Source organism: Dyella sp., assembly GCF_036746095.1.
Classification (GTDB): Bacteria; Pseudomonadota; Gammaproteobacteria; order Xanthomonadales; family Rhodanobacteraceae; genus Dyella_B.
Genome location: NZ_DAIOEU010000014.1, coordinates 1 through 26,400, shown reverse-complemented (window position 1 = coordinate 26,400; position 26,400 = coordinate 1). Strand labels below are relative to the sequence as shown.

Annotated in this window: 16 protein-coding genes and 1 pseudogene; 1 reads left to right on the top strand and 16 read right to left on the bottom strand. The window is 61.0% G+C overall.

Annotation, left to right across the window (positions count from 1 at the left end; all coding sequences use genetic code 11):
* Window positions 1-30: 30 nt before the first annotated feature.
* From V7M64_RS08515 to V7M64_RS08460, 12 genes are all read right to left on the bottom strand, one after another.
* On the bottom strand, window positions 31-1,218 hold the full coding sequence (locus V7M64_RS08515) for an acyltransferase (protein WP_333678557.1): 1,188 nt from the start codon (window positions 1,216-1,218) through the stop codon (window positions 31-33).
* Window positions 1,215-2,222 carry a glycosyltransferase gene (locus tag V7M64_RS08510; protein ID WP_333678555.1) on the bottom strand — a complete coding sequence of 336 codons (1,008 nt, stop codon included), beginning with the start codon at window positions 2,220-2,222 and terminating at the stop codon, window positions 1,215-1,217. The genes V7M64_RS08515 and V7M64_RS08510 overlap by 4 nt, the downstream gene beginning before the upstream one ends.
* The gene (locus V7M64_RS08505; RefSeq protein WP_333678553.1) at window positions 2,219-3,055 is read right to left on the bottom strand and encodes a galactosyltransferase-related protein; all 837 of its coding nucleotides are present in this window, start codon (window positions 3,053-3,055) and stop codon (window positions 2,219-2,221) included. Before V7M64_RS08505 ends, V7M64_RS08510 begins: the two co-directional genes overlap by 4 nt.
* Window positions 3,049-3,969, bottom strand: coding sequence for a transketolase C-terminal domain-containing protein (locus V7M64_RS08500; protein ID WP_333678551.1), 921 nt, complete (start codon window positions 3,967-3,969; stop codon window positions 3,049-3,051). Before V7M64_RS08500 ends, V7M64_RS08505 begins: the two co-directional genes overlap by 7 nt.
* Entirely contained in the window at window positions 3,966-4,838 is an 873-nt protein-coding gene (locus V7M64_RS08495) for a transketolase (protein ID WP_333678549.1), read from the bottom strand. Before V7M64_RS08495 ends, V7M64_RS08500 begins: the two co-directional genes overlap by 4 nt.
* Window positions 4,835-6,628, bottom strand: coding sequence for an asparagine synthase-related protein (locus tag V7M64_RS08490; RefSeq protein WP_333678547.1), 1,794 nt, complete (start codon window positions 6,626-6,628; stop codon window positions 4,835-4,837). Before V7M64_RS08490 ends, V7M64_RS08495 begins: the two co-directional genes overlap by 4 nt.
* On the bottom strand, window positions 6,625-7,671 hold the full coding sequence (locus tag V7M64_RS08485) for a hypothetical protein (RefSeq protein ID WP_333678545.1): 1,047 nt from the start codon (window positions 7,669-7,671) through the stop codon (window positions 6,625-6,627). The genes V7M64_RS08490 and V7M64_RS08485 overlap by 4 nt, the downstream gene beginning before the upstream one ends.
* A 113-nt stretch (window positions 7,672-7,784) precedes the next feature.
* Window positions 7,785-7,937, bottom strand: coding sequence for a hypothetical protein (locus tag V7M64_RS08480; RefSeq protein WP_333678544.1), 153 nt, complete (start codon window positions 7,935-7,937; stop codon window positions 7,785-7,787).
* A gap of 39 nt (window positions 7,938-7,976) precedes the next feature.
* On the bottom strand, window positions 7,977-8,582 hold the full coding sequence (locus V7M64_RS08475) for a hypothetical protein (RefSeq protein ID WP_333678542.1): 606 nt from the start codon (window positions 8,580-8,582) through the stop codon (window positions 7,977-7,979).
* Window positions 8,497-10,647, bottom strand: coding sequence for a peptidase domain-containing ABC transporter (locus V7M64_RS08470; RefSeq protein WP_333678541.1), 2,151 nt, complete (start codon window positions 10,645-10,647; stop codon window positions 8,497-8,499). The genes V7M64_RS08475 and V7M64_RS08470 overlap by 86 nt, the downstream gene beginning before the upstream one ends.
* Window positions 10,644-11,702 (bottom strand): HlyD family efflux transporter periplasmic adaptor subunit, encoded by a 1,059-nt coding sequence (locus V7M64_RS08465; protein WP_333678540.1) that lies wholly within the window; start codon window positions 11,700-11,702, stop codon window positions 10,644-10,646. Before V7M64_RS08465 ends, V7M64_RS08470 begins: the two co-directional genes overlap by 4 nt.
* Before the next feature lie 915 nt (window positions 11,703-12,617).
* The gene (locus V7M64_RS08460) at window positions 12,618-15,209 is read right to left on the bottom strand and encodes a S53 family peptidase (protein WP_333678539.1); all 2,592 of its coding nucleotides are present in this window, start codon (window positions 15,207-15,209) and stop codon (window positions 12,618-12,620) included.
* Window positions 15,210-15,829: 620 nt separating this feature from the next.
* Here V7M64_RS08460 and V7M64_RS08455 point away from each other — a divergent pair.
* Window positions 15,830-16,834, top strand: a complete 1,005-nt coding sequence (locus tag V7M64_RS08455) for an RHS repeat-associated core domain-containing protein (RefSeq protein ID WP_333678537.1) — start codon at window positions 15,830-15,832, stop codon at window positions 16,832-16,834.
* Window positions 16,835-17,062: 228 nt separating this feature from the next.
* Here V7M64_RS08455 and V7M64_RS08450 read toward each other — a convergent pair.
* The 4 genes and pseudogenes from V7M64_RS08450 to V7M64_RS08435 all read right to left on the bottom strand — a co-directional run.
* Window positions 17,063-17,242, bottom strand: a pseudogene (locus tag V7M64_RS08450) (integrase); the annotation flags it as partial.
* Between the two features lie 147 nt (window positions 17,243-17,389).
* Complete coding sequence (locus V7M64_RS08445) at window positions 17,390-18,814, bottom strand: MATE family efflux transporter (RefSeq protein WP_333678535.1); 1,425 nt, start codon at window positions 18,812-18,814, stop codon at window positions 17,390-17,392.
* The gene (locus tag V7M64_RS08440) at window positions 18,814-20,289 is read right to left on the bottom strand and encodes a cytochrome P450 (RefSeq protein ID WP_333678533.1); all 1,476 of its coding nucleotides are present in this window, start codon (window positions 20,287-20,289) and stop codon (window positions 18,814-18,816) included. Before V7M64_RS08440 ends, V7M64_RS08445 begins: the two co-directional genes overlap by 1 nt.
* A 64-nt stretch (window positions 20,290-20,353) precedes the next feature.
* Entirely contained in the window at window positions 20,354-26,380 is a 6,027-nt protein-coding gene (locus V7M64_RS08435; RefSeq protein ID WP_333678531.1) for an amino acid adenylation domain-containing protein, read from the bottom strand.
* Window positions 26,381-26,400: the final 20 nt, after the last annotated feature.

Below are 26,400 nucleotides of genomic sequence, written 5' to 3'. Positions count from 1 at the left end.
AGACCGGCCTTTTGCGTTGAAATGAATGGCCTAGATGACATCAGCAGCGACCGTGCCCGTGCTTGCCGCGAGGGTTGTGCCATGTCGCGCGTAACGCCGCCGCAAGTAGCGATTGAGCGGATTGCCAAGAAAGCGCGCCGCAGCCCAGGCCACCAGCGTGGACAGGACGAAGAACAGCACGAACATCGTCAGCTTGCGCTCCATCGTCATGGCGGTCCTTGGCACAAGCTCCACCATGATGCCCAGCACCACAATGTGGAAGAGGTACATTTCATAGCTGTGCGATCCCAGCCAGGCCAGCGGACCGGCCAGCCGACGCGCGAACGTGCCCGCCTGAAGCCGGGATACAGCCACTAGAAATATGGCAGTGAAAAGGCCGAGCCAGGTTGCGCCTAGCGCTTCGTTGCCAGGAATGCCGCGCAAATAAATCCAACCGGCGGCTATCAGGGCCGCTACGGCAAGCGGCGCACGCAGCGTGGCTTTCCATTGCACACTGCGGCTGATGACGGCCGCGATACATCCATACGTCAGCATGTCGACACAGGCAAGGTTGCCGTACATGAAGAACAGTTCGTTGTCCTTATGTATCTCGCGGTAGATGGGCGCCACTACCAGGCAGATGCCAGCCAGGCACAGCAGCTGCCATCGCCGGCGGAGTACCAGCAGCACCAGTGGATAAAGCAGATAGAACACCTCTTCCACGGACAACGACCAATAGATGTTCATGGCGTAATTGAAGTAGCCAACCATCTCCATCAGTACGTTGTGCCAGAAGGTAAGCACCGACAGGTCGGCAATGATGAAGTAGGCATTGCCCAGCGGGACCTTGTGCGAAATGTTGGAGAACTTCGACAGTCCGGCCAGCCCCAATGCGGTGATGATGATCAGGGCAAGCACTACCAGCGGGTAAAGCCTGAATAGGCGAAGCTTATAAAAATGCAGCACGTCAATGCCGGACAACGACTGGTAGCGAGTGATGATGTTGGAAGTGATAAGAAATCCGGAAATCACGAAGAACATCGACACGCCATAGTTGCCGTTATAGAAAATGGCATGCAAGGTGGGAGCGGGAATCCACTTCCGTAACGGGCTGGACACCAACCGATAGGAAAGCGTGTAGTGCAATAACATCACCAGCAAAATGGAGACGCCGCGCAGCATGTCTATGTAGAGATTGCGCCCGTCGCGCTCACGGTTCGGAATTATTTGTCCATTCATGGAGTCTTGGCACCTTGTATGGGTTGAGCGGCAGCCAATCGCTGCAGGCGAGTCGCGGGGTAGGATCCATAGCATTGTGGATCGACGGCAAACAGAGCATCGGCCGGTGGCGCTCCGCAACGCAGCGCGAGCTCGTAATCGGCGGTGGCAGCCTGCTCGTCGTCGAGCATGAGATGAATGTCCCCGCGCAGGCAGTGCCCCTCGGCATAGCGGGAATCGGTCGCGATGGCTGCATCGACCGCTTGCAGTGCTTCATGATAGCGATCGCTGAGAAATTGGCACACAGCCAGGTAGTAACGCGAGTGAAAAGCTGACGCCGCACCCGGGCGCGCCACCTGTATACAGGTGCGATAGGCCTCAATCGCGGCGTCAAACGCATGCACGCGCCGATGCTCGTTGCCAAGATAGAACCAGGACCGCGAATCACGCGGGTTCTCTTCCAGTCCCATGCGCAGCAAGCGCAGGTTCCTGGCCGGAGACGATTCCTTGCCGGTCTTGTCAGGGTGATTTTCGATCACAATGTCGCGAGCGGCCACGTAACGTCCTTGGAAATCCAGGCGCTCGTGCACGCGCCCGATGTAACCGCGGGCGGCGCTGGCGCGAAAAAAGCGCGTTCCCACCCAGGCGGTCGACTCATTGCTCAAGGTAATGCCAAGCACGTCGGCATCGTCACGTCGCATGACTTCGCATAGCGCCCTGTGCCCTGAGCGCAATACCTCGTCGGCATCGATCTGCAGGATCCAGCTGCCGCGGGCCAGCCGCAAGCAGGTGTTGCGTGCTTGCGCGAAATCGACAATCAGGCCGTCATCGCCGTTGCACGAGGTATCCGTCTCGACCAGGGCGCCCAACGATTGCGCCACGTCGATGGTGGCGTCGCGCGAGCCGGTGTCAAGCACGCGAATCTCATCGCACAAACCCTGCAGCGAGGCGATGCACCGCGGCAATGTCGCTGCCTCGTCACGCGCAATGATGCATGCGGACAACAGAGGTTTGGCGCGATTCACTCCAGTCCTCCATGCACCGCCACACTGTCGGTAAAGTCGGCGTAATTTACGCAGTCCTTGCCGAAGCTCCCCATGAAATTGGCATCGTCATAGTTTGCCAGTGCCGTGCGGAACATCCGGTCGCGACTCTCCCAGCGCGAGGAGACTGGCGGGTAGGCCGCAATGCGCCCAACGTCATCATGCGAAATATGCAGGGCATGTCCTTCATTGATGCGCGTCAGCCCGGCGCCAAGTGTCAATCTGGAAATCATGTCCTGGTCTTCCCAGCCCCAGCCATGCAATTGTCCGTTGTAGCCGTTGACGCGGTGGAAGTCGTCCTTGCGCACAAACAACAGCCCGGGTGCCTGGCGCGTGCCATCGGTGGCGTCTTCTTCGTTGTCCACGATCCGCAGCCGGCGACCGTCGGCAGTCTTGATGTCCAGTTGATAGCCAAACGAAACGACGTGCTGGCCGCCACGGGAATTGGTTTCGGTTTCGCGCACGCCGGCAAGGGTAGCGAAATGCCCCGGCGAGGCCAGCACGCGCATGGTGAGCGCGGACACCAGTCCTTCCGGAAGGATGATGTCGCAGTCGCAAAAGAACAGCAGCGCGTGCTGAGCGAAATGGGCACCCAGATTGTTGGCCACAGCTTTGTGGAAATAACGCTGCGGCGGCCCGCTGATGACGCGCACGCGATCGGCAGAATTTTTCAGTTGTGCATCCAGGCGCTGCGCGTCTCCGCCGAAATTCACGATGATCAGCTCGCCGTTGACGCTATCTACGGAAGCGAGCATCGAAGGCAGCGCGCGAGTCAGTTCATCCCGGTCGCGCCAAGTGACGATGAGACTCAACATGCTTGCCTCCTTTCGGGTTCCACACAAGAAACGGCATGCAGCAGGCCTACGGCATCAAGCATGTGGGCACGGCGAAGGTCCTCATCGCTGCCAGACGCACCAGCAAAGCTGACCGGCCAGCCAAGCTTGGTGACCGCTCGCCGCGGAAAGCGGTCCTGCAAGAGAGAACCCAGCCCACCAAGCACGACGTGATCTTCGATGCTGATAAGCGTGTCGACGTCTTCGAGCAAAGGCTCCAGGTCAGGCAAGGGTTTCAGCTGCGGCAGGTGGATCAAGCCGATTGTTTCGCCTTGCGCAACCAGTGCCTTGACCAAGGTCGACGCCCAATGTGTGGCCAAGCCTGTGCTTATGATCGTGCGCGACGCGGGCGGTGCCAGCACTCGTATCGGTCCGGGCTCGCCGCCCAGCATGGGCAACGCATCGATATCGGCGCGTGGCAGGCGCAGGTAGGCCGCGCGCGGATGCATGCTCAGTTCTGGCACCAGCCAGGCAAGGTCCGCATGATCGGCCGGTGCGTACACATGCATGTGAGGCAGCGTGGACATCAGGGCGATGTCGTTCAAGGTGGCGTGTGATTTGCCGTTGCGTGCGGCGAGTGCGCCGGCATGTGAGCCAACCAGTACCACTGGCTGCCGGGACTGCGCGATGCCCACGCGGATCTGGTCGTACGCGCGATACACCAGGAAAGCAGCAAACGAGAACGCCCACGGCTTCATCCCGGTACTGGCCAGACCCGCGGCAACGCCCAGCAGGTTTTGCTCGGCAATGCCAGCCATCAGGAAGCGTTCCGGGTAGAGAACTGCAAAGCGGTCGGCACCATCGGAATCGGCCAGGTCGCCATCGAGAACGAAAAGCGCTTTGTCCTCGTTCGCACGTGCGCATAGCAGGTCGGCAAGATGTTCGGCGAGTTTCATGGCTGCTCCAGCCCGGCAAGGATGGCTGCATGCTCATCCGCGGAAACGTCGGTACAGTGAAAACGCGCCGGATCGCTTTGAGTCAATGCAGCACCCTGTCCCTTGCGTGTTGCCGCGAGAATCATGCATGGCCGCGCGCGCGCCATCGATTCGCTGCACGCCAGGTCGATGGCCTCTATGTCATGGCCGTCGCATTCGATGACATCCCAACCAAAGGCGCGCCATTTCTCGGCCATATCCGGTACTGGCTCGATCGGTGATGCGTGCTGCTGAGCCAGGCGCCAGCCGAACTCCTGGTACCGGTTCAAATCCACGATCACGTGCAGGTTGTCCGGCTTGAGCAGGCCTGCGAGCATCGCCGCCTCCCACACTTGTCCCTCCTGGCATTCTCCATCACCGAGCAGCGCCCACACATGACGGTTATAACGGCGCAAACCGATCGCCATGCCTAGTGCAGCTGACAGACCCTGCCCCAGCGATCCGGTCGACCAGTCGACCCATGGTGCCGCAGTCATGTCGGGATGCCCTTCCAGCGGCGAGCCAAAGGTGGCGTAGCTGTCAAGCGGCTCTTCCAGCCATCCCAGGCTGCGCAACACGGCATACAGCCCGATGGCGGCATGTCCTTTGGACAGTACAAAGCGGTCGCGCGCAGGATCGTGGAGACGTGCAGGATCGATGCGTAGATGACGCGTGTAGATCGTCAGCAAGAGCTCCACTGCACTGAAGCTACCGCCGTAATGCCCGCCACCCGTGTGATAAAGGGCTTCGGCAATGTCCCGGCGAACTGCTACGGCGCGGCGACGCAACGCGTCGGCCCAGTTTTCCTCGCCGACCAGATCTGACACTTTGCAGGCGATGCTGACCATCATCCGATCTCCTCGTTGCGAATCCATTTTCGATACCACGCCACGAGCGTGATCACCGCCCATAGTTGTTCGGCAGCCGCTGGTGGCGATGCGTGCGGATCGAGCGCTGCAACGTGACGCACCAGCGCATCTACCCACTTCCTATCAAGCAAACCCTCCGGCCACGCGCCATCGCCTTCCAGCGTGGCGTCGATCAGTTGCCGGAATGAGCGATCTCCCAACCAGGCCACGAAGGGTGCCCCGAACGTCATCGCCGCACGGTCGAAGACTTCCTGCGGCAAACGGGTAGCCGCGATTCGCCGTAACGCAACCTTGTTCTTCCAGACTTCGCCAACCAGATTGAATCGCTCCGTGGCCCCCAGGCGACATGCCAAACCGGCAATATGCGATGCCAGGAATGGGTAACGTACCGCCATACCCAGCCGCGCAGCATCCACATCGAAGCCAGACAGCAACAGGTCCGGCACGCGGTGCTGGCATTCGTAGGCCACCATCAATTCGAACAGATGCGCACGCGGGCGTATTTCACGTGCCTCACGGTAGAAACGGATGGTCTCGCCCACGTGTGTCCAACCGGCCAATTGCGGGCCGAGCGCCTGCTGCATGGCTTCGTCATCCAGGAAGCGCGCCACACCCGTGTACAACGTATTGCCAGCCACGTCATGCCGCGCGAGCACGTCGTCCAGGCATGCCTCGTAATCCTCGTCATCCTGCGCATCGAGCAAGGCGCGAAAGCGCAGATAGCTCCGGATGTAACGTGCGTAACCCCCGAATACTTCGTCCGCGCCAAGACCTGAGAGCAGCCGCCGGTGGCCATTCGCACGAATGGCGTCGAACAGATGCGCATGCGTCAGCGTCGACCATGCGCTGCGTGGCTGAGACCCGCGCAACACTTCCGGCAACCGTGCCACCGCATCGGCGGTGCTCATCGCTATGCTGTGATGGCGGATGCCTGCACTGGCTGCCGAACGTGCCGCCGCCTCGCACTCATGCTTTACGCCAGGCGTGATGAAACGTACGGTGTAGGCGTCAATGTCGTTGGAGGCTTGTGCGTCGCCCAGCACGTGCGCCATGTACCCTGAATCGATACCGCCCGACAACAACATGGCAGCGCGCCCGGTGACGGCATGGCGGATGGACGCATCGAGTTCATCGCGCAGCTCGTGCTCGTCATCACCTTCAAGCACCTTCACGCCGGGCACAGCCAGCGGCGACCAGTAACGGCGCAAGTAGGGTCCTTCACGCGAACGCACGTGCAACGCGTGCGCGGCTGGCAATGCACGCGTACCAGCTTCCAACGTGCGGCCCAGTCCGGCCGTACCGAATGCCAGGTAGTGACACGCGGCATTGCGGTCAAGCCTGCGCTGCCATCCCGGGCGCGTCAGCAACACATCCAGGCTGGTACATGCCACCAACAACTGCCCGTTGTCCTGATAGAACAAGGGAAATTGCCCTAGCGGATCGCGAAACAATTCCAGCGCATGTCCGCCACGACGCAGCACCATGGCCACAAACGGTTGCGTGGCGGCCGCGAGGGACGTCTCGTCCTGATCGGCGAGCGCCATAGCCAAAGCCGTGTCATCGGCATCGCTGCGCAAAGCCACCAGGTCGTCGCCTTTTACATGCAGCGCCGCGTTGGATAGCAACCCTGCTGCGCCCTGCTGGAAATGACGTGCATGACGCCCTTGCGACAGGCCCTCAAGCCAGGCTTGCGTCACCGGATCGATCGGACGAGTGCCATCGCGCTCGGCGCGGCGAAACCAGGCCAGGCAGAATGCAGGTGCTGCGCTCATGCGGCTAGCCGACTGGTCAGCAAGGCAACACGGGCCGCTTCGCTTTGTCGGGACAAAGGCTCGGCCAGTTCAGGGGCATGCATGGCGAGGCTGGCCTGCGCCGCTGCCGTGAAATGCACGGTACCGTCGGCATCGATCGCCGCAATACCGTCGCCCACGGCGGCACGGCGTTGATAAGCCAGACCCCGTTCGACATCGATGTCTGGCGGCAGATCCAGGCGGACTTGCCTGGCTGACAGTTGCACCGGCCATCCGCCCGGCAACCCCAATGGGCCAGGCGCCGACGTGCGCAGCACACTGTCCTCAGTCAGCAAGCTGCCGATGATGGCGATCGCGTGCGAGGCGGTCAGCGCGTTGAGCATGCGGCCCGAAGGCAGTGGACCGGTCACGAATTGATCGATGGATGCAGGTTGATCATCCAGGAACAACCAGGGCGCTTCGCCTGGCGCATAGCTTATATGGCGCGCAAAAGGGGTGACTTGTGCATGATGCGCGAACAGGTATGGCTTCGCGCTCAACTGACGCGCACGCAATTGACCACGCAGGGTTTCGTACAACATGCCAGCGTTGCCGACGCCGATGGTCGGCTGCAAACCTTCCGCGGCCAGAACTGGATGGGTGGCATCGGGATAAGAAGCATTGACCACCGGGCAATCGAGCTCGAGATCGCGCACGGCGCGCATCACGTTTCGGATCAACGGAAGCTGCGCGGGCAGCATCAGTGCAAATCCAGCTGACTGCAATGCTTGCGAAAGCGGTGATTGAAGTCCGGACAGCAACCACGGCGACAACAGGGAGGCCGCGTGGAAAATGATGTCCGGACGCTCACGGCCGAGCAGTCCAGCCACTCCGCCGGCATCGCGCAGGTCAAGCGTGGCGTGCCGCACGGACGCCGGCAGGCAACCGCCGAACAGGCGTGCCAGCGGTTCTCCCCGCGCAGTGTCGCGCGTAACCAACAGCACTTCGTGCACCGAAGCGACGGTAGGCAGCAACGCAAGTACACGCAGCGCAAGATCACCACCACCGAAGACAATGAGTTTCATACGGTCCCAAAAAACGAAATGGTGCCGGCAGGGCTGGCCGTGCAGGAACGCGAACGCGGAAGTGGGCGTGGCGCGAGGCCACGCCCGTTTACTTCACCAGCTCAACGGATACCTTATTCGGCACCCTTCCCCGTGCATTCCGGCACCACCAGCAGGCGGCCCGCCAATTCCCCCTTCTTCGTGGCGGCACCACCGCTGATGTGCTTGAGCAGGGCTTCTTCGATCACGGTGATCTTGTCGTTCTGGCTCACGTTCTTGTCGTTCATGACTACTCCTTTAAGTTCAATGACAACATGGGACGCGATTTACCTTTTCCTCAGGCGGCGGATCGCGTCAACGGGATATGCCTGAGGAAAATCGCGGTACCAGGTGAGAAATGCTTCTTCACCCAATTTTTCGTGGATGTCGGTGTATTTCGCGCGCTTGCGTACCATGGTCTGCGCGAGCGTGTCCTCGACGACATTGTCGCCCTCGGCAAGCACATACCGGGCGCCGTATTCCTCGGCACCGGCAAAACCCGGCGCGTGATGAATGTAACGGCCGAACATCTGGTCGCAGAACGCCATGTAGTCACGCGTGATCAAGATGAAGGTGTGCCACATCTCGTCGATGATGAACATGGGTTCGTCGATGGCATGCGCCTCCGGGTTCTGCTCCGTTGGCGTCGTGGTGGCGATGTACCAGAGCCAACGCTTGACCTCGAGGAAGATTCGCTCGGCCTCTTCCCTCGACACGTCCATCTTGCTGGTAAAACTGTTGATCACCAGCTCGTTGCGATAAGCCAGTACCTCTTCCAATGGCCGTGGAGGCTGGCGTACAGGAGTCTCAATCATCGACGCTCTCCGCATGAATGCGTGCAGATGCATTCGCCGGACCATGCCGGCGATGCCGTACTTGCGTAACTGCGCCATCGCGCACCTCGATGCGCGAGTCGGCGAAAGCAATCGTTTCAGGACGGTGCGCCACGGAGACACGCGTGATGCGCATGTGCGCTATCGCCTCCATGACATGCCGCTCGTTATGGATATCCAGATGGCTGGTCGCCTCATCCAGCACCAGCAGTGTGGGCGCGCGGTATAGCGCTCGCGCGAGGATTACCCGCTGGCGCTGTCCTCCCGACAAGGCAGAACCCATGTCACCGATCAAGGTGTTGTAACCCATCGGCATGGCGACGATCTCGGCATGCACCGCAGCGGCGCGAGCGGCAGCCTCAATCGCCTCCAGGCTCCCGCGCTCGTCGAAGAAGGAGATGTTATCGGCCACCGAGCCGGCGAAAAGATGGTCATCCTGCATCACCGCCCCCACGTGCTCGCGATATCGCCGGTGACCCAGCCGGCGCAATGGCACGCCACCGAACAATATCTCGCCTTCCTCCGCCTCCAGCAGCCCAAGCAGGAGCTTGGCCAGCGTCGTCTTGCCGCAGCCCGAAGGACCGGTGAATACCACCGACTCGCCGGAAGCAATCGTGAACGAGCAATGCCTGAGCACCCACGGTTCGTCTGGCGAGTAACGAAAGCTCACGTCACGAAATTCGATATCACGCCCTTCCAGCGTGCCCTCCCATTGCCCATGCGCATCACTTTCTGGCGGCGCAAGTGCAATGTCGGCAATGCGCTCCCCATGCAGGCGCAACATGCGGAAGTCCACCCATTTGTCCACCAGCCCCACAGCGCGTTGCGTAAACTGATCCGCATAAGCAACAAACGCAATCAGCATGCCGGCCGACAAAGCGTTGCTCAGTACCAGCGTCGCCGCAGCCCAAACCAGCACGACGCGGCCGATGCCGAAAATCAACTGACTGCCCAGGGTGAACTGGATCAGCAAGCCCTGGATGGACTGGCTGCAGTTCATTGCCGTAACGGTGGCGTTGGCAAAACGGGTATGACGAATCTCCTGCTTGTTCGCCAGCTTGATCGGCATGGCGCCACGCACCGATTCCAGCAACTCGCTCTGTTGCCGCGATGAGTGCGAAATCTGCTCCTCCGTCGCGCGCCGCAAGGGACTGAAGAAGATGATGCGAATTACCGCATATGCCAGGAACAGGCCGACGATCAAGAGACTCAGCGGCAAGCTGTACAGCGCCATTACGGTCAACGTCATGACTGACATCAACCCGTCCAGCATCGAGCCGATGAACTGCGTGGTGAGCACGCGCTGGATAGCCTGGATTGAGCCGAACCTGGAAAGAATGTCGCCAACATGGCGCTTCTCGAACCAATCCATCGGCAAATGCAGCAAATGCCCGAACAAGTTCGAAGTCCACTGCGTGTTGAGCGAGGTGCCCATGCAACTCATCGCCCACGCGCGCGCGGCTGTGATGAGTGAGGAAAACACCGTCACGCCCAGGAATCCGATCGCCAGCATGCCCAGCAAATCCCGATCGGCCGAAGTGAGAGCCTGGTCTACCGTCCATTGCATGTAGAAAGGCGCGACCAGCGTGAGCACTTCCAGGCCGAGCGACATCGCCAGAATCTGCGCGAATGAAGGAACCAGCCCGCGCAGGCGGCCAGTGATTGTCGCAAGGCTGATCCTGCGATGTTCCCGCGCAGGCGTGAAATTCGGCTGCGGGAATAGTTCAAGCGCTACGCCGGTAAAGTGTGCCGATGCGGCCTCGATCGTTATCCGCCGCACTCCGTGTGCGGGGTCATGGATCGTGATGTGCCGTCCCTTGACGCGCTTGAGCACCACGAAATGATTGAGATCCCAGTGCAGGATGCAAGGCGCAGCAAGATCCCGCAGCTGTTCCAGTTCCAGCCGCACCGGACGCGAATGCATGTTCAGGCGTGCCGCCATGATCACCAGTTGCTCGAACGTAGTCCCCTTCAGCGAAGATGGAAAACGCCGGCGTAAACTGGCGAGGTCGATCGCATGGCCATGGAAACAGGCGATCATCACCATGCATGCCAGCCCACACTCGGCCGCCTCGGTTTGCAGCACGCACTGCAGCGTTCCACGCCCCAGTGCGGACACCCTCATGCCTTGCCTCCCGCCCTGCGTGCGGCACCAAACACTGGTTCAAATACCCATTCCACCAGGCGGCGGCGCTCCATGAGGATATCCGCGTCCAATGCCATGCCCGGCATGAGGCTTTCTTCGTGACCGCTGACGTCGATCGCCTGCCGATCCAGCGCGACCTGAACCGCATACATGGGCTCATCGGTTTTGAGGTCGGCAACCGTACCCACTTCCGAGGGCGTCAAAGCGCTGCGCGATACTTCAATCACGTGTCCATATTGCAAGCCGAATTTCTGGTAAGGAAACGCCTGATAACGCAGCACCACACGATGCTGCTTCTCGACGAAGCCAATGTCCCGGCTAGGCACCAACAGGCGCGCAATCAGCGATGCGCCATCCGGCAGGATCGTCAGCAAGGTCTGGCCTGCAGCCACAGGCTGACCGGGGTGGCTCAGCAAGGCCGACACCACTCCATCATGCGCCGCACGCAAAACCACGCCACGATCGACCTCATTGCGTGCGATCGCCTGCGCCACATCCGCCAGACCTCGCTCCGTTTCGTTGCGCTTGGCCAGGCTCTGCATGGGCAATTGTGTGCGCTCACTGACTGCGGCGTTCAGATCCTGCCCTAGCGCGGTGCGCTGTCGCATCAGGTCGCGCAAACGGCTCTGCGCTTCCAGCAGCGTGGTTTCCTGTTGCTGGATCTGCGTTGCCGATATGTAACCGGGTATGGCAAGAGGACGGATTTTTTGCAGCAGATCCGCATTGCTTTTTACCAGATGCTGCTGCATCGCAATTTGTGCATCGATATCGGTAGACTGCTCGCGCAGCGAACGTATGCGGTCGTTGATGGCGGCAAAGCGATCGTTAGCGAGATGGCGCTGGTTGGCCAGATCCGATTCCAGCCCCGCACGTTGACGCTCCAGTTCGGCCGCCACGCGTCCGCCGGCAGAGCCGAGGCTTGCGCTATCGCGATCGCTGGAGATTTCCAGTAGTACATCGTTGGCCTTGACGCGTTGGCCGACATGTACGTGCACGCTGATCAAGGTGCCGGGCGCTACGGCCACGACATTCATCAGCCCCGTATCAGGAACGAGCACGCCCGACACTGTTTCTCGCCGCGTGTAATGCGCAAGGCAAAGAAAAGCAAAAATAAAAATACCCAGCGACAGAGATAATGCAGCGATGACCCAGAGCCGCAATGATCCGGCCAATAATACTGAACCAAGCCAATCGGCTTGGCGAGCCTGGGAGACTTCGTGACGAAAAAGGGGGCGACGGGAAGCAATATCAATGGCAACTTTATGGGCCATCCATAATCCCCTTCGTAAATGCCTTATCCCCGCGTTGCCCGAATATATCCAGCAGGCCGAATCGCGTCAATCACCCTTGCCATGTTTCGATTGCAATGGCGACACGTGCCACGGTCAATTAATAAGTTTGCATGACCCAAGCAACATATTTTGCGAAAATATATGCCTTGTATTCGAAAAACCTGGCAACCCGCTGCGATCAATTGCACAAGGAAGGCTGCATTTTCTAATAAGCGCAAAAAACCACCACGAAGGTTCGCTACAACCATTCGTGAAACTATTGCGTTTGTTCTTCCTGCCCGTTCGCAATGGATCAAATATCACCTGGATAATTGCCATTGGAAATCTGTCTAACGGGATCAGGAATGCCCCCTGCACTCTCCCCTTGATATTCATCCCAAGCGATGGACTATCGAGCGAGGAATGTGAAGACTATGTGATGCCCAGGCTTTGCCCTTGGCCGATGCGGGCGCCTCGCACGAGTGGGGTAACGTGCGAAAGCGGGAATGACGGCCAAAGAACCCGCCCTGCTCTCCGCATACCTCAACACAATCCCGTTCTGCTGCTTCCGAATTGCAGAAAAAAGAAGCGCCCCGGCCTTCGCCGGGGCGCTTCTCGTTTTCTAGATCACCCAAGGAACGACCGGAGTATTCCGGCCCTGTTCCGTTGCCTATCACGCTAGTTCCAGGGATTGGCGGATTGGTCGTTGATCGCCGTCCAGAACCGCGTAGTGCCGGCAGGAATCGCACCGTAGCCCCAATAGCTCCAGCCGCCACCGCCGTCGTGGAACTCCGCCATGCGCCAACCGCTGCCGAAGGTGGCGGAGCATTTGCCGTCCGCCACCGCGCGGCTGGTCAGCTGCGATCCCAGCACCGCCCCGGTGAACGCCAAATTGCCGCTTGCCCAGCCGTCGGAGGAATCGGTGGTGATGCCTGAAGGCACCGCAGCTCCGGTTACGTCGATGCACAAGATGGGCAAAGACGCACTGGGAGGCGTGTCGCCGTTGTACGGATTGGTGGTGTTGTCGCGCCCGACATGGATCACCGTGGATGTTCTTACTGTCCACGTCATCGCTTTTCCTGTGGTCGTATTCCACGGGTTGGCCGGCTGGTCGTTGATGGCAACCCAATAACGGCCCAGCCCGCCGGGAGTCATACCGTAGCTCCAATAACTCCAGCCGCCGCCACCATCATGGAATTCGGCCATGCGCCAACCGCTGCCGAACGCAGCGGAGCATTTGCCGTCCGCCACCGCGCGGCTGGTCAGTTGCGTCCCCTGCACTGCCCCGGTGAAAGCAACCGTACCGCCCGTCCATCCATCGTAGTAATCCGTGGTGATGCCAGAGGGCAATGCACTGCTGCCAACACTCACGCACATGATGGGCAGTGCCGTGCTTGTTGCGGTATCTCCGCTGTAGGGATTGGTGGTGCTGTCGTTGCCGACATGCACCAGCCCCGCTGTGTTGGCCGGAAAGAAACTTGCCCACGTCATGCCCAGATGGGTGGCGCTGCCGGAGCCGCCTGAAATGAAGCCAGGATTAGCCGTGATGAAAGCCTTGGCGGAATGGATGTCGAAGCTGCCCCAACCCGTTGCATTGTCGCGTCCCGCGGTAGCTGAGTAATAGCCGTTGTTGCCGGCCGTCACGTCGTGGAAAGGAAACGTGCCGGCATAGGCACTGAGCGATGGCGGAGCGAAACCCAGCGCATTGCCGTTGGCTGTTTCCAATCGCGCCCAGGCGCCGACGAACAATGGCGAGGCCAGGCTGGTGCCGCCATTGGCGTAGTAGCCGGACGAGTAAATGCCTGCCGAGGAGCTGGCGGTGAAGTAGGCAACGATCGGCGTATTCGTCCAGTCTGCGTCGAAGGCGATATCCGGCAACTGGCGATAAGAACCAGACAGCGAACTCTGCCAGGCAGGCTTGGCTTCATGCGCACTGATGCCGCCGCCGCTGTACGCCCAGGACGATTCGGAGATGTAGCTGTCCGCGGTACTGGTGTTCAAGGTCGTGCCGCCAACCGTCACCACATAGGGTGAAGAAGCCGGATACCCGACGCCGAGAGTGGTGCCGTAGCTGCCGTTGCTGGAAGCACCGCAGGCATAAGCACCGTTGTCGCCACTGGCCGCGGAGAAGGTCTGGCCCTGCGCGATGCCCAGCTCAAACGCGGAGTCCGCCCAACCGGTGCTGGAGTCTTCGCAGCCGGGCCAGCCCCACGACATGTTGATGACCCTGGCCGCGTTGTCGCTGACCACGCGATTGATCGTCTGCAACATCAGGCCCTGGTCTTCGTCGCCGCCCGCCGTGTAGAAGATCAGCTTCTGCACGCCGCCGCTGATGCCGACGATGGCTTGCGCATCCATGCCCCACTCGCCCTGGCCGGAATCGTCGCCATTGTCGCCGCCGAGGATCACCACCTGGGTCGGCACGGCCGCAAGGCCCTGCCCGCTTTCCATCTGAGCCAGATCGTTGACCGAATTGGTCATGCTGCCCCAACCGATGATGGCAACCGTCGTGTTGGTCGCCGCGGGTGCGCTGCCGGCGTCGTACACGGTGGCGAATTCCTGCGGATAGTAGCCATGCGCATTGGGATTGCCGTCAGGGCTCGTAACGATGTGGTAGCCGGGGGTCGGGTGCGATGCCGCCACAGGCTGCATCGGGCCATGCCAGGAAAAGGTCTGCGCATGATCCAGCGTTTGCAGGCCAAGTACGCGGTCGACCGTACTGCTTAGCGCGGCGGGCACCTGTATATCGAGAATATTGGCGATGCCACTGCGCCCATTGCGACTGAAGTGACCGATCTGCGTGCGAAACGCCGAGCGCGCATTGCCGACGGTGCCGTCTGCAGTAATGAGCAAGCGGTTCGGCGCGATCCTGACGTTCGTGTAGCCCTGCTGCCGCAGGTAGCTCGCTACCGCCTGGGCCTGTTGCTCGGTCGGTGCATAGGCGGCAGTGGTTTCCGCGCTATTGAGGAACTGGTGATAAACCAGACTGCCCGGCCGATGCAGCTCGCGGACGAATCTATCCAACCCATCCTTGTCGCGCAGCTTCAGTGTCACGGTGATCGAGGCCGGCTCCTGGTCTGCCACCAACCCATCGAATGTGGCATTGCCGGTTACAGCGGCGCGCGTTTGCGTCGCCGACCATGCAGCCGTGTTCTGGGCCTGCGCCGATGCTTCGTACGTCACCACTTGCGCACCCAATGCAAGCATCAACGCAACTGCCAACCGCGATCGCACCGAAGTAGATGGCAAGGCATGCTTTAGTCGTTTCATGATCAAATACTCCTTTATTCGCGAATAATCGGACATGGCGACATTGCGTCGCCCCTATTGATCGAACATCGCTTGCGGCAACAATTTTTCCGTTTGCAATCCAGCAAAAAGATCAGTGGCGCCAACCACGCACACGGACGTCAGACACGACGTCATCACTCATGACCGATCCGCCATGCGAGCCGGTTGCCATGATGGTTTCTGAAGATTCCCCGCCGGGCGCGGTTGTTGCAGGACTACCAACGCAGTGCACACATCCCGGTTGCCGCGTGTGGGATCTTACGACGGGAGCGTGGGGAGTGCATTCGAATTTATTGGTTGTCGCAGGAAGTTGCGATAGCCCTTGCCTGCTGGGATTTGCCGTTCGCTTTTGCACAACAATCAACTACGACAAGTGTGGCCATATGGCGTGCATGGCCCCTGGAACATCTGTATATGTCGTCGTCACCGTGGGGACATTTCTCAACGGCTTGGCTTTGCATTGATCCGCCGTCCGATTGCATAAGAAAAATCGAGTGTGATGCTGGCGTCCAGGAGCTTGACGGGTCCCCCCAATTCTTGTTCTCATCCCGATGACACGCCCGCCATCTCGGGACGAGTAACGGACAGGGGAACAACGGATGGTTATCAGTCGAACAGTCGGCGCCGCCGGATGCGTGCTAGCGTTTTTGGTCAGTGGGCTCGTTCACGCCCAGCAAAACGGCACCGTGACCTACGTCTATACCGATCCCCAAGGGACTCCTTTGGCAGAAGCGGATGCCAATGGCAACATTATCGCGACGTATGACTACACACCATACGGAACGACTGCGTTGGGCGCGTCACCCAATGGGCCTGGATACACCGGCCATGTGGATGACCCCGAGACCAATCTCGTCTACATGCAGCACAGATATTACGATCCAGCAACTGGGCATTTTCTTAGCGTTGATCCTGTCGTGCCTACAGCAGGTAACACCTTCAGCTTCAATCGTTACAATTACGTCAACGACAATCCAGTTAATCACATTGATCCCGATGGGCGCTGCATATGGGATGGCTGCATCGCCGAGGTTGCTTTAGCGGGTTTTATAATTGGAGGTGGGATTGATATAGGGGTTCAAAAATACTTCCATCCGAATCAACCCATCAACAAAACGGAGGTTGCGATCTCAGCAGTGGCAGGAGCGGTAACCGGGGGCAGCGGAGCAGCACTGACGGGTGCCGCGACGACAGGCACAATCACCGTTACGCAAGCTGTATTGCGTCAAGCAGCAGTATCCGGCACGGTGGGCGCTGCATCATCGGCCGCTAGTGACGTTGCTGGAGGCAAAAAAATATCGGGTCAAACGGCTCTAAATGCAGCCGGCGCCAACATCGTCGGCAGCCTCCTTAGCTCAGGCATAAGTGCAGCAGCGGGCGACTTTGCCGGAGCAATGGAAAGCAACATGATGAATAGCATGTCAAAAGCAGCAGTCAATGAACCGGCAGGGATTGGATCAACGATTGTTGACACCACAAAAGCAGTAGGAAACACCGCGGTAAAGCCGGGGATAATGCAGAGTATCGCTTCGCAAACGAGTAGGACCGGAGATGTTGTGGGTGCGGCTGGCACCGAGAAATTGAACGAAAATCAAGGCCAATAAATCCGCCTCATGCTCTCCACACTAAAACGAATTCTCTTTCTAGAAATACTCGCGATTATATGGGCGGTGGCAATAACCGCGATCATCGTTTTTATTTACAGCGAATATGACCAAGCTAGGAAGTTATTTGTATTCTGGTTAGTCGTCTCTCAGCTATTCGTACTTCTGCATTTCAGGCGCGTAAAAAAAACATAGAGCGCAAGCACAGCCACGATAGGTTACGCTGGTTTATAAGGCAGGGCGATCATCCAGCATGCGGGCAGCCGGATTAGCGGGCACGCCGCCAGCTTGGAAGTATCCGATCACACTGCCCCTCACCCGGTACCCGGTCATCGCCATGAGTGCTGGCGATGCAATACCCTTGCGGCCACCTTCGGTGACAATGCCCGAGCGCAGGCTGTGTTCACCAACCCTGGCTGAGATTGGGCGTGAAGTACCTTCACGATAGCTGCCCCTTATGCCATATTGGAGACTTGCTGTACTGCTCTCCCCAGAGTCCACGGACAACGCGCAACGTCAATCGTTTGAACTGGTTCTACGACCACAAACACCCCATCACCCCCGACTCTCCGCATACGTCAACACAATCCCATTCTGCCTTTTCCGAATCGCAGAAAAAATCCGCAAGAAATACGCCACCCCAATCACAGCCTCAAACATCGAGCCAATCACCCAGCAAGTGGGAAGAATGCCGGGGTTGCCAACGTGGGTAGTGGTGATGGCGTAGATGGTGGGGATGCTGATGAGCCACATCATCACCAGGCGGGTAACGAACAGGAAGCGGGTGAGGCCGAAGCTTTCCAGTACTGCCGCGCCGGTCATGGAGAAGGCGAAGGCCAGCGAGTAGGTCCATAGCACGCGGGCGGTGGCGATGGATGCCTTTTGGATTTCCTGCGGCTTGTCGGCCAGGCCGAAGGGGCTTAGCAGTGCGCCAGGGGTGGCGATCTGGAAGAACGAAATCACCACGATGTAGGTGAGTTCCAGCACCAGCGTCACCAGCAGGATCCTGGGTATCAGTGCGTAGTTGTTTTCGCCGATGGCGTTGCCGCATAGCACGCTGCAGCCTATGCCTAAGCCCAGCACCGGGATGATGCCCATGTAGTTCACGGTGAGGTTGATGTTGTTGGCGGCCAGTGCGATCGACCCCAGCACGGCGATTACCCACACGAACACCGCGTTGCCGAAATTGTCGATGCCGGCAGTGGTGCCCAGCACCATGCCCTTTTTCAGGCGCGGCAGCACGTCGGTGCGCAAAAATCCTTGAGGCCTGGTAACCAGGTGGCTCAGGTTGCGCCATACCTCGCCCGGCATAAAGGACACGTAGCACACCGAAATCGACAGTGCGCCGATCAGCGTGCCGATGGCGGCGCCGCGCATGCCCAGTTCCGGCAGGCCGAATTTGCCGAACACCAGCCCGACGTTCATGCCGGCGTCTACCGCCTGCCCGATCAGGCCGGCGACAAGCGTAATGCGCGTTTTGCCGATGCCGTTGAAGTACGACGACAGTGCGATGTTGAAGGTCATCACGCCGCCGAAGAACGCCGACCAATACAGGAACTGCGATTCCAGAGACGTGATGGCGATCGGCCGGTTGCTGAGAAACGGTATGCGCTCGATCAGCGGCGCCAACAGCATCAGCACGACGGACAGCGCCATGCCCACGAAGATGCCCACCGCGCCTTGATAGGCGGCTTCGCCCTTCCCTGCCCGCCCGAATGCCTGCGCCACGCACGAGCGTGAAAACCCCACCACGGCGAGAAAGAAGCCGGTGATCGCCGAGGCGGTGTAGATCGCTGGCCCCGACGCGATCAGGGTGTCGTTGGAATAGCGCGCCAGGCAAACGCGGTCGATGAACAACATCAGCAGGCTGCCCACCATCGAACCCATCAGCGGCAGCGAAACATTCAAGACACGCTTGGCGATCCCCAAGTCCAGGCTCGCATGGCCAATATCTTCCTTGTCGAGCGATGGGTCGCTCATCAGCGTTGGCCCGCCACGCTGCGCAGCTTGAGCTTCACCGGCACCGTGCTCGGGCCCATGAAGAAATTCATCACCTGCTGGATCGGCGGCGCATTTGTGTCGAATTCCAGTTCGAAGTTGTGCAGCAGCATCGAGATCACCAGCTTGATTTCCGTCATGGCGAGGAAGCGGCCGGGACACACGCGCGGGCCGTCGCCGAACGGCAGGAGTTTGCGTACGGGGTTTTCTTCCTTCTGCGGGCGATGATCGAAAATCCAGCGCTCCGGCTGGAAGCTGTCGTTGTCGGGAAACTGCGCTTCATCCAAACCTTCCGCCGTGGTTGAAACGACGAACGCGGTGTTTTTTGGAAAGAACGTATCGGCCACCACGCAATCGGCGTTGGAGACGATGCCGATGAACGGAGCCACCGTGCGCAAGCGCTGCGTTTCGCTGTGCGCCGCATCGATATAGGCGAACTGCTTCATCAGCTCCCAGTCGCGCACCAATGGTTCGTCGCCCAGCACCGCATCGGCTTCCGCGGTTGCCGCCGCGGCGGCTGCGGGGTTTTGGGCCAGCAGGTTGATCATCCATGCCATGGAATTGGCGGTAGTGTCCTCGCCGCCGATCACGCTGAGGATGGCGTTGCTGATCAGGTCCTGGTCGGTAAAGTCGGAGTCGGGATCGTCGCTCGCCGCAATCATCGCCTCCAGCATGTTGGTGGGCTTTTCGCGCAACTCCGGTTGCAGCGCCATGCGTTCGCGCGTGTTGCGGATGAAGCCGATCACGGCCTGCTCGATGTTCTCCGCGGATTGGTCGACTTCCCGGTCGGCCGGCAGCTTGAAGTGCCGCCAATACGGGAACAGCGCAAAGCTGCGCGCGCCCAGGCGTTGAAACATGTTGTCGACGTCATGCTGCAACGGGCTGCCGTCATGGTTGACTACATCCAGGTCGTGCCCCATTGCCAGGCCCACGGTGACGTCCAGCGCAAACGCCTTCAGGTCGCGGCGCAGGTCCACCTGCCGGCCTTCCGCCAGCGTGGTTTTCCAGCGCAGCAGCATGCGTTCGGCCATGGCCGACATTTTGGGAAAGAAGTTGCGGATCACTTCCGCATTGAGGCCGCCCATCACCAGCTTGCGTTGCCGCCGCCAATCGTCGCCTTCAGCGGTGAACACGCCGCTGATGTTCAGTTCGTTCATGACGGTCTTGAGGCCGCCGGTGCGGCGGAATTGTTCGGGACGTTCGCGCAGCATCGTGCCGGCAGTGGCGCGGTCGGCGATGACGACCATGGCGCCGCCCGGCACGCGCACCTTGAACATCGGCCCGAACTCGCGGATCCACTTGGCCAGCGTCAGGTGCCATTGGCGCCCGGTCATGCTCAGCGCGTTCCCCACCAGCGGCAGGCCTTTCGGGCCGGGAAGGTCCGCCATCATGCGCGCGTATTTCAGCTCGCTGATGGCTTGCTCGTTCAATGCTGAAGCTTCGATGGTCGAATTCATGATGGCTTTCCTTCCAGGCAAATGTGAAACAGCCAAGCTCTATGCATGTCCAAGATGCGCCACGTCATGCCAGCGACAGTTCGCCGCTCGGCGAATGGCTTCTGATCCTGCGTGTAATTTCGCGCGCTAGTTTTTCGATGTGCGGTGGTTTCACGATCGAGTGATGGCTGCCGCCAATTCGCACCACGTCCAGCCGTGGCCCGAGCAGGTCCTGCCAACCCGAGGTGAGATCCTCGCCCTCGTCGCGCTCCGCGGCGAAATAAGTCACCGGCACGTCCACCGCCTGCGCTTCGTATGCTTCGGCGGCGTTGGCGCCGGCCTGGTAGACGGCCAGCATCCGCCGCACCAGCGCCATGTCCAGGTGCGACGGCAACAGCGATTCGCGCTGGCAGGTCGCGATCATCGCGTCGACGTCCTTGCGCTCCATCAGCGCCATCAACTCGTCGTAGGCGGCATGCTGCCGCGCATCGGCAATGTCCGGATGCAGGTCGACCAGCCAATGCAGCAAGGCGCTGCAGGCATCGAGTTCGAAGATGCGCTCTGCGAAGACATGCTCCGCATGCCGTTGCGCGCGCAGCGAACGGCTGCTGCCGGTATCGACCAGGCCGACGAAGCGCACGCTTTCCCCGTCGTTGCGCAATTGCTGCGCCATGTCATAGGCGATCATGCCGCCCAGCGACCAGCCGCCCAGCTTGTACGGGCCGGATGCCTGCACCTGGCGTATCTGCTTGAGATAGCACGCCGCCATCGCACGGATGCTCTCGTGCGGCGTTTCTCCCACGGCAACACCGTTGGCCGCCAGCGCATACACGGGCTGGTTCGCATCCAGGTGCCGCGCCAGATCCACCGCGTACTGCACTTCGCCGCCGATGGGGTGAACCAGGAACAGCGGCGTCAAATCCCCGTCTTTCCTGATCGGTACCAGGTTTGATGAAGCACGCTGGCTTGACGGCGCAAAAGGTGCAGCACCGATATCGATATGCTCGATCTTTGCCGCCAATGCCGCGACGGTCGGCGCTTCGAACACGGCGCGCAGCGGCAGCTCCACGCGCAGGGTGCGTTTGATGCGCGACATCATCTGCGTAGCCAGCAGCGATTGCCCACCCAGGTCGAAGAAATCATCGAACACGCCGACCTTGCCGACGCCGAGCACATCCGCCCAGATCTCCGCCATGACCTGCTCGGTCGGCGTGCGCGGCGCAACGTAGTTGCTGTCGCTATGCGTCTGCGTGGGATCCGGCGCTGGCAGCGCCTTGCGGTCCACTTTGCCGTTCACGGTCAGCGGCAAAGCGTCCAGTACGACGAAAGCACTGGGCACCATGTATTCCGGCAAGCGCTGCGACAGGCCCGTGCGACAGGCCGCCACGATCGCGGCATCGTCCTGCGCGCGCTCCTGCACGGGCACCACATAAGCAACCAGCCGTTTCTCGCCGGATGCGTCTTCGCGCAACGTCACCGCGGCCGCTTGCACGTCTGGCAGCGCCGACAATTGCTGTTCGATTTCGCCCAGCTCGATGCGGAAGCCGCGCAGTTTCACCTGATCGTCGCAACGGCCCAGGAACTCCAGCTCGCCGTCCGTGCGATAGCGCACCAGGTCGCCGGTGCGATACAGGCGCGCACCCGCAACCCCACTGAACGGATCGGGCACGAAGCGCGCTTCCGTCAACTCCGTGCGCCGCAGATAACCTGTCGCCACGCCTGCGCCACCGATATACAGCTCGCCCACGCTGCCCAGCGGCTGCAGCTGCATACACTCGCCCAGCACGTACAACTGCGTGTTGCCGATCGCGCGCCCGATCGGCGCCGCCGTGCCATCGAGCGTGTCCAGCACCGCTGCATCCGACAGACACCACACACAGCAGCCCACCGTGGTTTCGGTAGGGCCGTATTCGTTGACGAAGGTCGCCGACGGCAACAGCTTGCCTTTCCAGCGGCGCAAGGTGGACAGCGTAAGCTGCTCGCCACCCACCACGATGCCATGCGCGGCTGCGCCCGGCATGCCCGTTTCATCTACCGCCACGGCTTCATTGAGATAAGACAAGGCTTCCAGGTGCGCCGGCGTGATCTTGAACAGCCATGGCGCGCCCGGCGTGAACAGGCGCGCCGACAGTTGCGGCAGCGTACGCTCGTCGTCCGGCAGCAGCACGATCGGCTTGCCCACCAGCAACGGCGGCAACAAGGTGGTGACGGTGGCGTCGAAACCGAGCGGCGAACTCACCACCGCGCCGGCGATGTCATCGCGCAGGTATTCGCGCACGCAATGCCAGGCATAGTTGAGCAGCGAACGGTGCGGCACCAATACGCCCTTGGGCTTGCCGGTAGAGCCGGAGGTGTAGATCACGTAGGCCGTGTGCTGTGGCTGCGTGTGGTTGGGCACCGGGTCGTCCGTGTAATCGCACAGCACGCCGGCGTCGTCATCCAGGCAGAACACCGGCACATCCGGCAACATCGGTACACGTTCGCGCACGTGCTGCAACGTCAGCACCGCCGCAGGCGCGGCATCGTCCAGGATCATCGCCAGCCGCTCCGGCGGATACGATGGATCGAGCGGCACGTAGGCAGCGCCGGCCTTGAGGATGCCGAGCAGCGCGACGATCATCTCGACGCCGCGTTCCATGCACAAGCCGACCAACTCGCCAGGGCCGGCGCCAAGCACGCGCAGATGTTGCGCAAGGCGGTTGGCGCGCGCGTTGAGTTGCGTATAGCTCAGCGATAGATCCTCATACATCACCGCGACTTCCTGCGGTGTGCTCGCGGCTTGCGCTTCGAAGCATTCGTGCAGGGTCTGCGGTTGCGCGGGATACGCCGTGGCGGTGTCATTGAGCGTGCGAAGCTGATGATGGCGCTCGGCCTCGCTCAGCATCGCCAGCTTGCCGACGGCGCAGCGCGGTTCGGCCACGATCGCCTGCAACAGGCGCGTGAAGTGATCAGCCATGCGCGCCATCGTGTGCCGTTCGAACAGGTCGGTGCTGTATTCCAGATGGCCCTTCAGGCCATCCCTGCCCTCCATCAGGCTCAGCGTCAGGTCGAACTTGCTGGTCACGCTTTCGTGATCCAGCAATTGTATGGACAGCCCCGGCAGCGCCAGCTCGCCCATGGGCGCGTTCTGCAGCACCAGCATCACCTGGAACAGCGGCGAATAGCTCGCGTGCCGTTCCGGTTGCAGTGCGTCCACCAGATGCTCGAACGGCACGTCCTGGTGCGCATACGCATCCAGCGTGTGCTGTCGCACCTGCTGCAGCAGCGTGTGGAAATCCTGCGTCAGGTCCACCTGCGTGCGCAGCACCAGCGTGTTGACGAAAAAGCCGATCAGGCCTTCGATGTCGCCATGGTTGCGGTTGGCGATGGGCGTGCCGATGCAGATGTCCGCCTGCCCCGCATAACGCGCCAACAGCACATTGAACGCGGCGCACAAGGTCATGAACAGGCTGGCGTGGGATTGCCGGCTCAATGCCTTCAGTTTTTCGCTCAGTGGCGCCGGTACCGCGAACAGCAGCGACGCGCCATCACGGCCTTGCACCGGCGGGCGCGGACGGTCCGTTGGCAAAGTCAGCAAGGAAGGGCTGCCTGCCAATTGCCGCTTCCAATACGCCAGCTGCTGCGCCAGCACGTCCCCGCTCAGCCACTGCCGCTGCCAGCTGGCGAAATCGACGTAGCGCATGGGCAGGTCCGGCAAGGCCAGCGGCACGCCGCGCGCATGGTGCGCATAGAACGCCGCGACTTCCCGCATCATGATTCCCATCGACCAGCCGTCCGACACGATGTGATGCATGGTCAGCAGCAAGAGGTGTTCATGCGCATCGCATTGCACCAGCGCGCCGCGCACCAGCGGCGGGGTTTGCAGATCGAACGGTACGCGCGTTTCGTCGACGATCAGTTCCTTCGCCCTGGCCTCACGTGCGGGTGGCGCCAGGTCACGCAGGTCGTGATAGGCCAGCGGCCATGCCATGCGCGACAGGATGCGCTGCACCGGCATGCCATCCACGCCTTCGAAGCAGGCGCGCAGCACGTCATGCCGCTGCACTACGTCGTTGAGTGCACGCTGCAGGGCGTCGCGATGCAGTTCGCCTTGCAGCCTGAGCGTCACCGGCATGTTGTAGGCGGCGTTGCGGCCTTCGAACTGATCCAGCAGCCACAACCGCTGTTGCGCGAACGACAGCGCAAAGGCCTCGCCCGCGGGCGCCGGTGTTTGTGGCGGCGTGTCGTCTTTCGTATTGGCGGGCGCCACATGCCGGACCATCTCGAGCAAGGTCGGCGCATCGAAAATCTCATGCAGTGATACGCGCACCTTGAACACCGCGGCAATGCGCGACGCCAGTTGCGTGGCCAGCAGCGAATGGCCGCCCAGCTCGAAGAAATCGTCGTGGATGCCGACCTGGTCCAGCTTGAGCAAGTCCATCCAGATGGTTGCCATCCGCTCTTCGTCCGGCGTGCGCGGGGCGATGTAAGGCTTGTCGCTTTGCATGAGATCAGGCGCCGGCAACGCCTTGCGGTCGACCTTGCCGTTGGCCGTCAACGGCATCGCATCGAGCATCACGATATGGCCCGGCACCATGTAGTCGGGCAGCTTGCTCGCCAGCAGCGCGCGCAGTTGCGCTTCATCCGGCAAGGCTTGTGCATCGTGCGCCACCAGGTAGGCAACCAGGTGCGCGATGTTGCGCTCGTCCGTCCGTGACAGCACCACCGCGTCGCGCACGCCCTGCACCGCGGCCAGCGTGGCTTCGATTTCGCCCAGTTCGATGCGCAGGCCGCGGATTTTTACCTGATGGTCGCTGCGCCCCAGGTACTCGATGCTGCCATCCGGCAGATAGCGCGCCAGGTCGCCGGAGCGGTACATGCGCGCGCCGGGCTCGGCACTGAACGGATTGGGGATGAACGCCTGCGCGGTCAGTGCGGGCTGGTGGATGTAGCCGCGCGCCAGGCCCACGCCGGCAATGTAGAGATGGCCGACCACGCCCACCGGAACCGGGTTGAGTGCGTTGTCCAGGATATGGATCTGGATGTTCGCAATCGGCCGCCCGATCGGTACGCAACTCAACGCGGCATCGTTGCGGCAGGTCCAGGCGGTAACGTCCACCGCTGCCTCGGTCGGGCCATACAGGTTGTGCAGTGCCACGTGCTGCCACTTGGCGAAGAAACGCTGCTGCAATTCCAGCGGCAGAGCCTGCCCGCTGCACATCACCTGGCGCAGCGAGCGCCCGCATTCGCCGGCTTCGTGCAGGAACACGTCGAGCATGGGTGGCACGAAATGCAGCGTGGTGATCGATTGCGCATCGATCAGCTCTGCCAGGTACGCCACCTCCTGATGGCCGCCCGGGCGCGCCACCACCAGCGTGGCGCCTTCCAGCAGCGGCCAGAAAAATTCCCACACGGACACGTCGAAACTGAAAGGCGTTTTCTGCAGCACGCGATCCGATGCGGTCAACGGATAGGCATCCTGCATCCATTGCAGGCGATTGACGATGCCTTGTTGATCGATACCGACGCCCTTGGGCTTGCCGGTGGAACCGGAGGTGTAGATCACGTAGGCCAGGTGATGCGGCTGCACGTGATGATCGAGATCGTCCGTGGCGTAATGCGAAAGCGAGGCCGCCTCGCCGTCCAGCGACAATACCTGCACGCCCGGCACCTGCGGCACTCGTTCGCGCACGTGCTGTTGGGTCAGCACCACGGCAAGCTTGGCGTCCGCCACGATCGTGGCAAGGCGGTCGGCCGGGTAGCCTGGTTCCAACGGCACATACGCGCCACCCGCCTTCAGGATGCCGTACAGACCCACGATCATGTCCAGCGAACGCTCCATGCACACGCCAACCAGGCTGTCCGGCTCCACGCCCAATGTGCGCAGATGCCGCGCAAGGCGGTTCGCCTGCGCGTTGAGTTCGGCATAGCTCAATGACACACCCTCGTAGATCACCGCGATGTGCTCCGGCGTTCGCGCGGCTTGCGCTTCGAACAGCTGCTGCAGCGTGTGCATGCCGGAGCGCACGTTCGGATAGATCTTGGCGGTGTCGTTGAAGCCATGGAGCAGTTGCTGGCGCGCGGCGTCGCCCAGCATATCCAGCTCGCCGACGGCGCGGTGCGGCTGCGCCACGATCGCCTGCAGCAGGCGCG

Bases quoted from the DNA above. Each gene is read 5' to 3' on its own strand.
- V7M64_RS08515 (WP_333678557.1), bottom strand. From the start codon at position 1,218: ATGAATGGACAAATAATTCCGAACCGTGAGCGCGACGGGCGCAATCTC.
- V7M64_RS08505 (WP_333678553.1), bottom strand. From the start codon at position 3,055: ATGTTGAGTCTCATCGTCACTTGGCGCGACCGGGATGAACTGACTCGC.
- V7M64_RS08500 (WP_333678551.1), bottom strand. From the start codon at position 3,969: ATGAAACTCGCCGAACATCTTGCCGACCTGCTATGCGCACGTGCGAAC.
- V7M64_RS08495 (WP_333678549.1), bottom strand. From the start codon at position 4,838: ATGATGGTCAGCATCGCCTGCAAAGTGTCAGATCTGGTCGGCGAGGAA.
- V7M64_RS08490 (WP_333678547.1), bottom strand. From the start codon at position 6,628: ATGAGCGCAGCACCTGCATTCTGCCTGGCCTGGTTTCGCCGCGCCGAG.
- V7M64_RS08485 (WP_333678545.1), bottom strand. From the start codon at position 7,671: ATGAAACTCATTGTCTTCGGTGGTGGTGATCTTGCGCTGCGTGTACTT.
- V7M64_RS08480 (WP_333678544.1), bottom strand. From the start codon at position 7,937: ATGAACGACAAGAACGTGAGCCAGAACGACAAGATCACCGTGATCGAA.
- V7M64_RS08475 (WP_333678542.1), bottom strand. From the start codon at position 8,582: ATGGCGCAGTTACGCAAGTACGGCATCGCCGGCATGGTCCGGCGAATG.
- V7M64_RS08470 (WP_333678541.1), bottom strand. From the start codon at position 10,647: ATGAGGGTGTCCGCACTGGGGCGTGGAACGCTGCAGTGCGTGCTGCAA.
- V7M64_RS08465 (WP_333678540.1), bottom strand. From the start codon at position 11,702: ATGAATGTCGTGGCCGTAGCGCCCGGCACCTTGATCAGCGTGCACGTA.
- V7M64_RS08460 (WP_333678539.1), bottom strand. From the start codon at position 15,209: ATGAAACGACTAAAGCATGCCTTGCCATCTACTTCGGTGCGATCGCGG.
- V7M64_RS08455 (WP_333678537.1), top strand. From the start codon at position 15,830: ATGGTTATCAGTCGAACAGTCGGCGCCGCCGGATGCGTGCTAGCGTTT.
- V7M64_RS08445 (WP_333678535.1), bottom strand. From the start codon at position 18,814: ATGAGCGACCCATCGCTCGACAAGGAAGATATTGGCCATGCGAGCCTG.
- V7M64_RS08440 (WP_333678533.1), bottom strand. From the start codon at position 20,289: ATGAATTCGACCATCGAAGCTTCAGCATTGAACGAGCAAGCCATCAGC.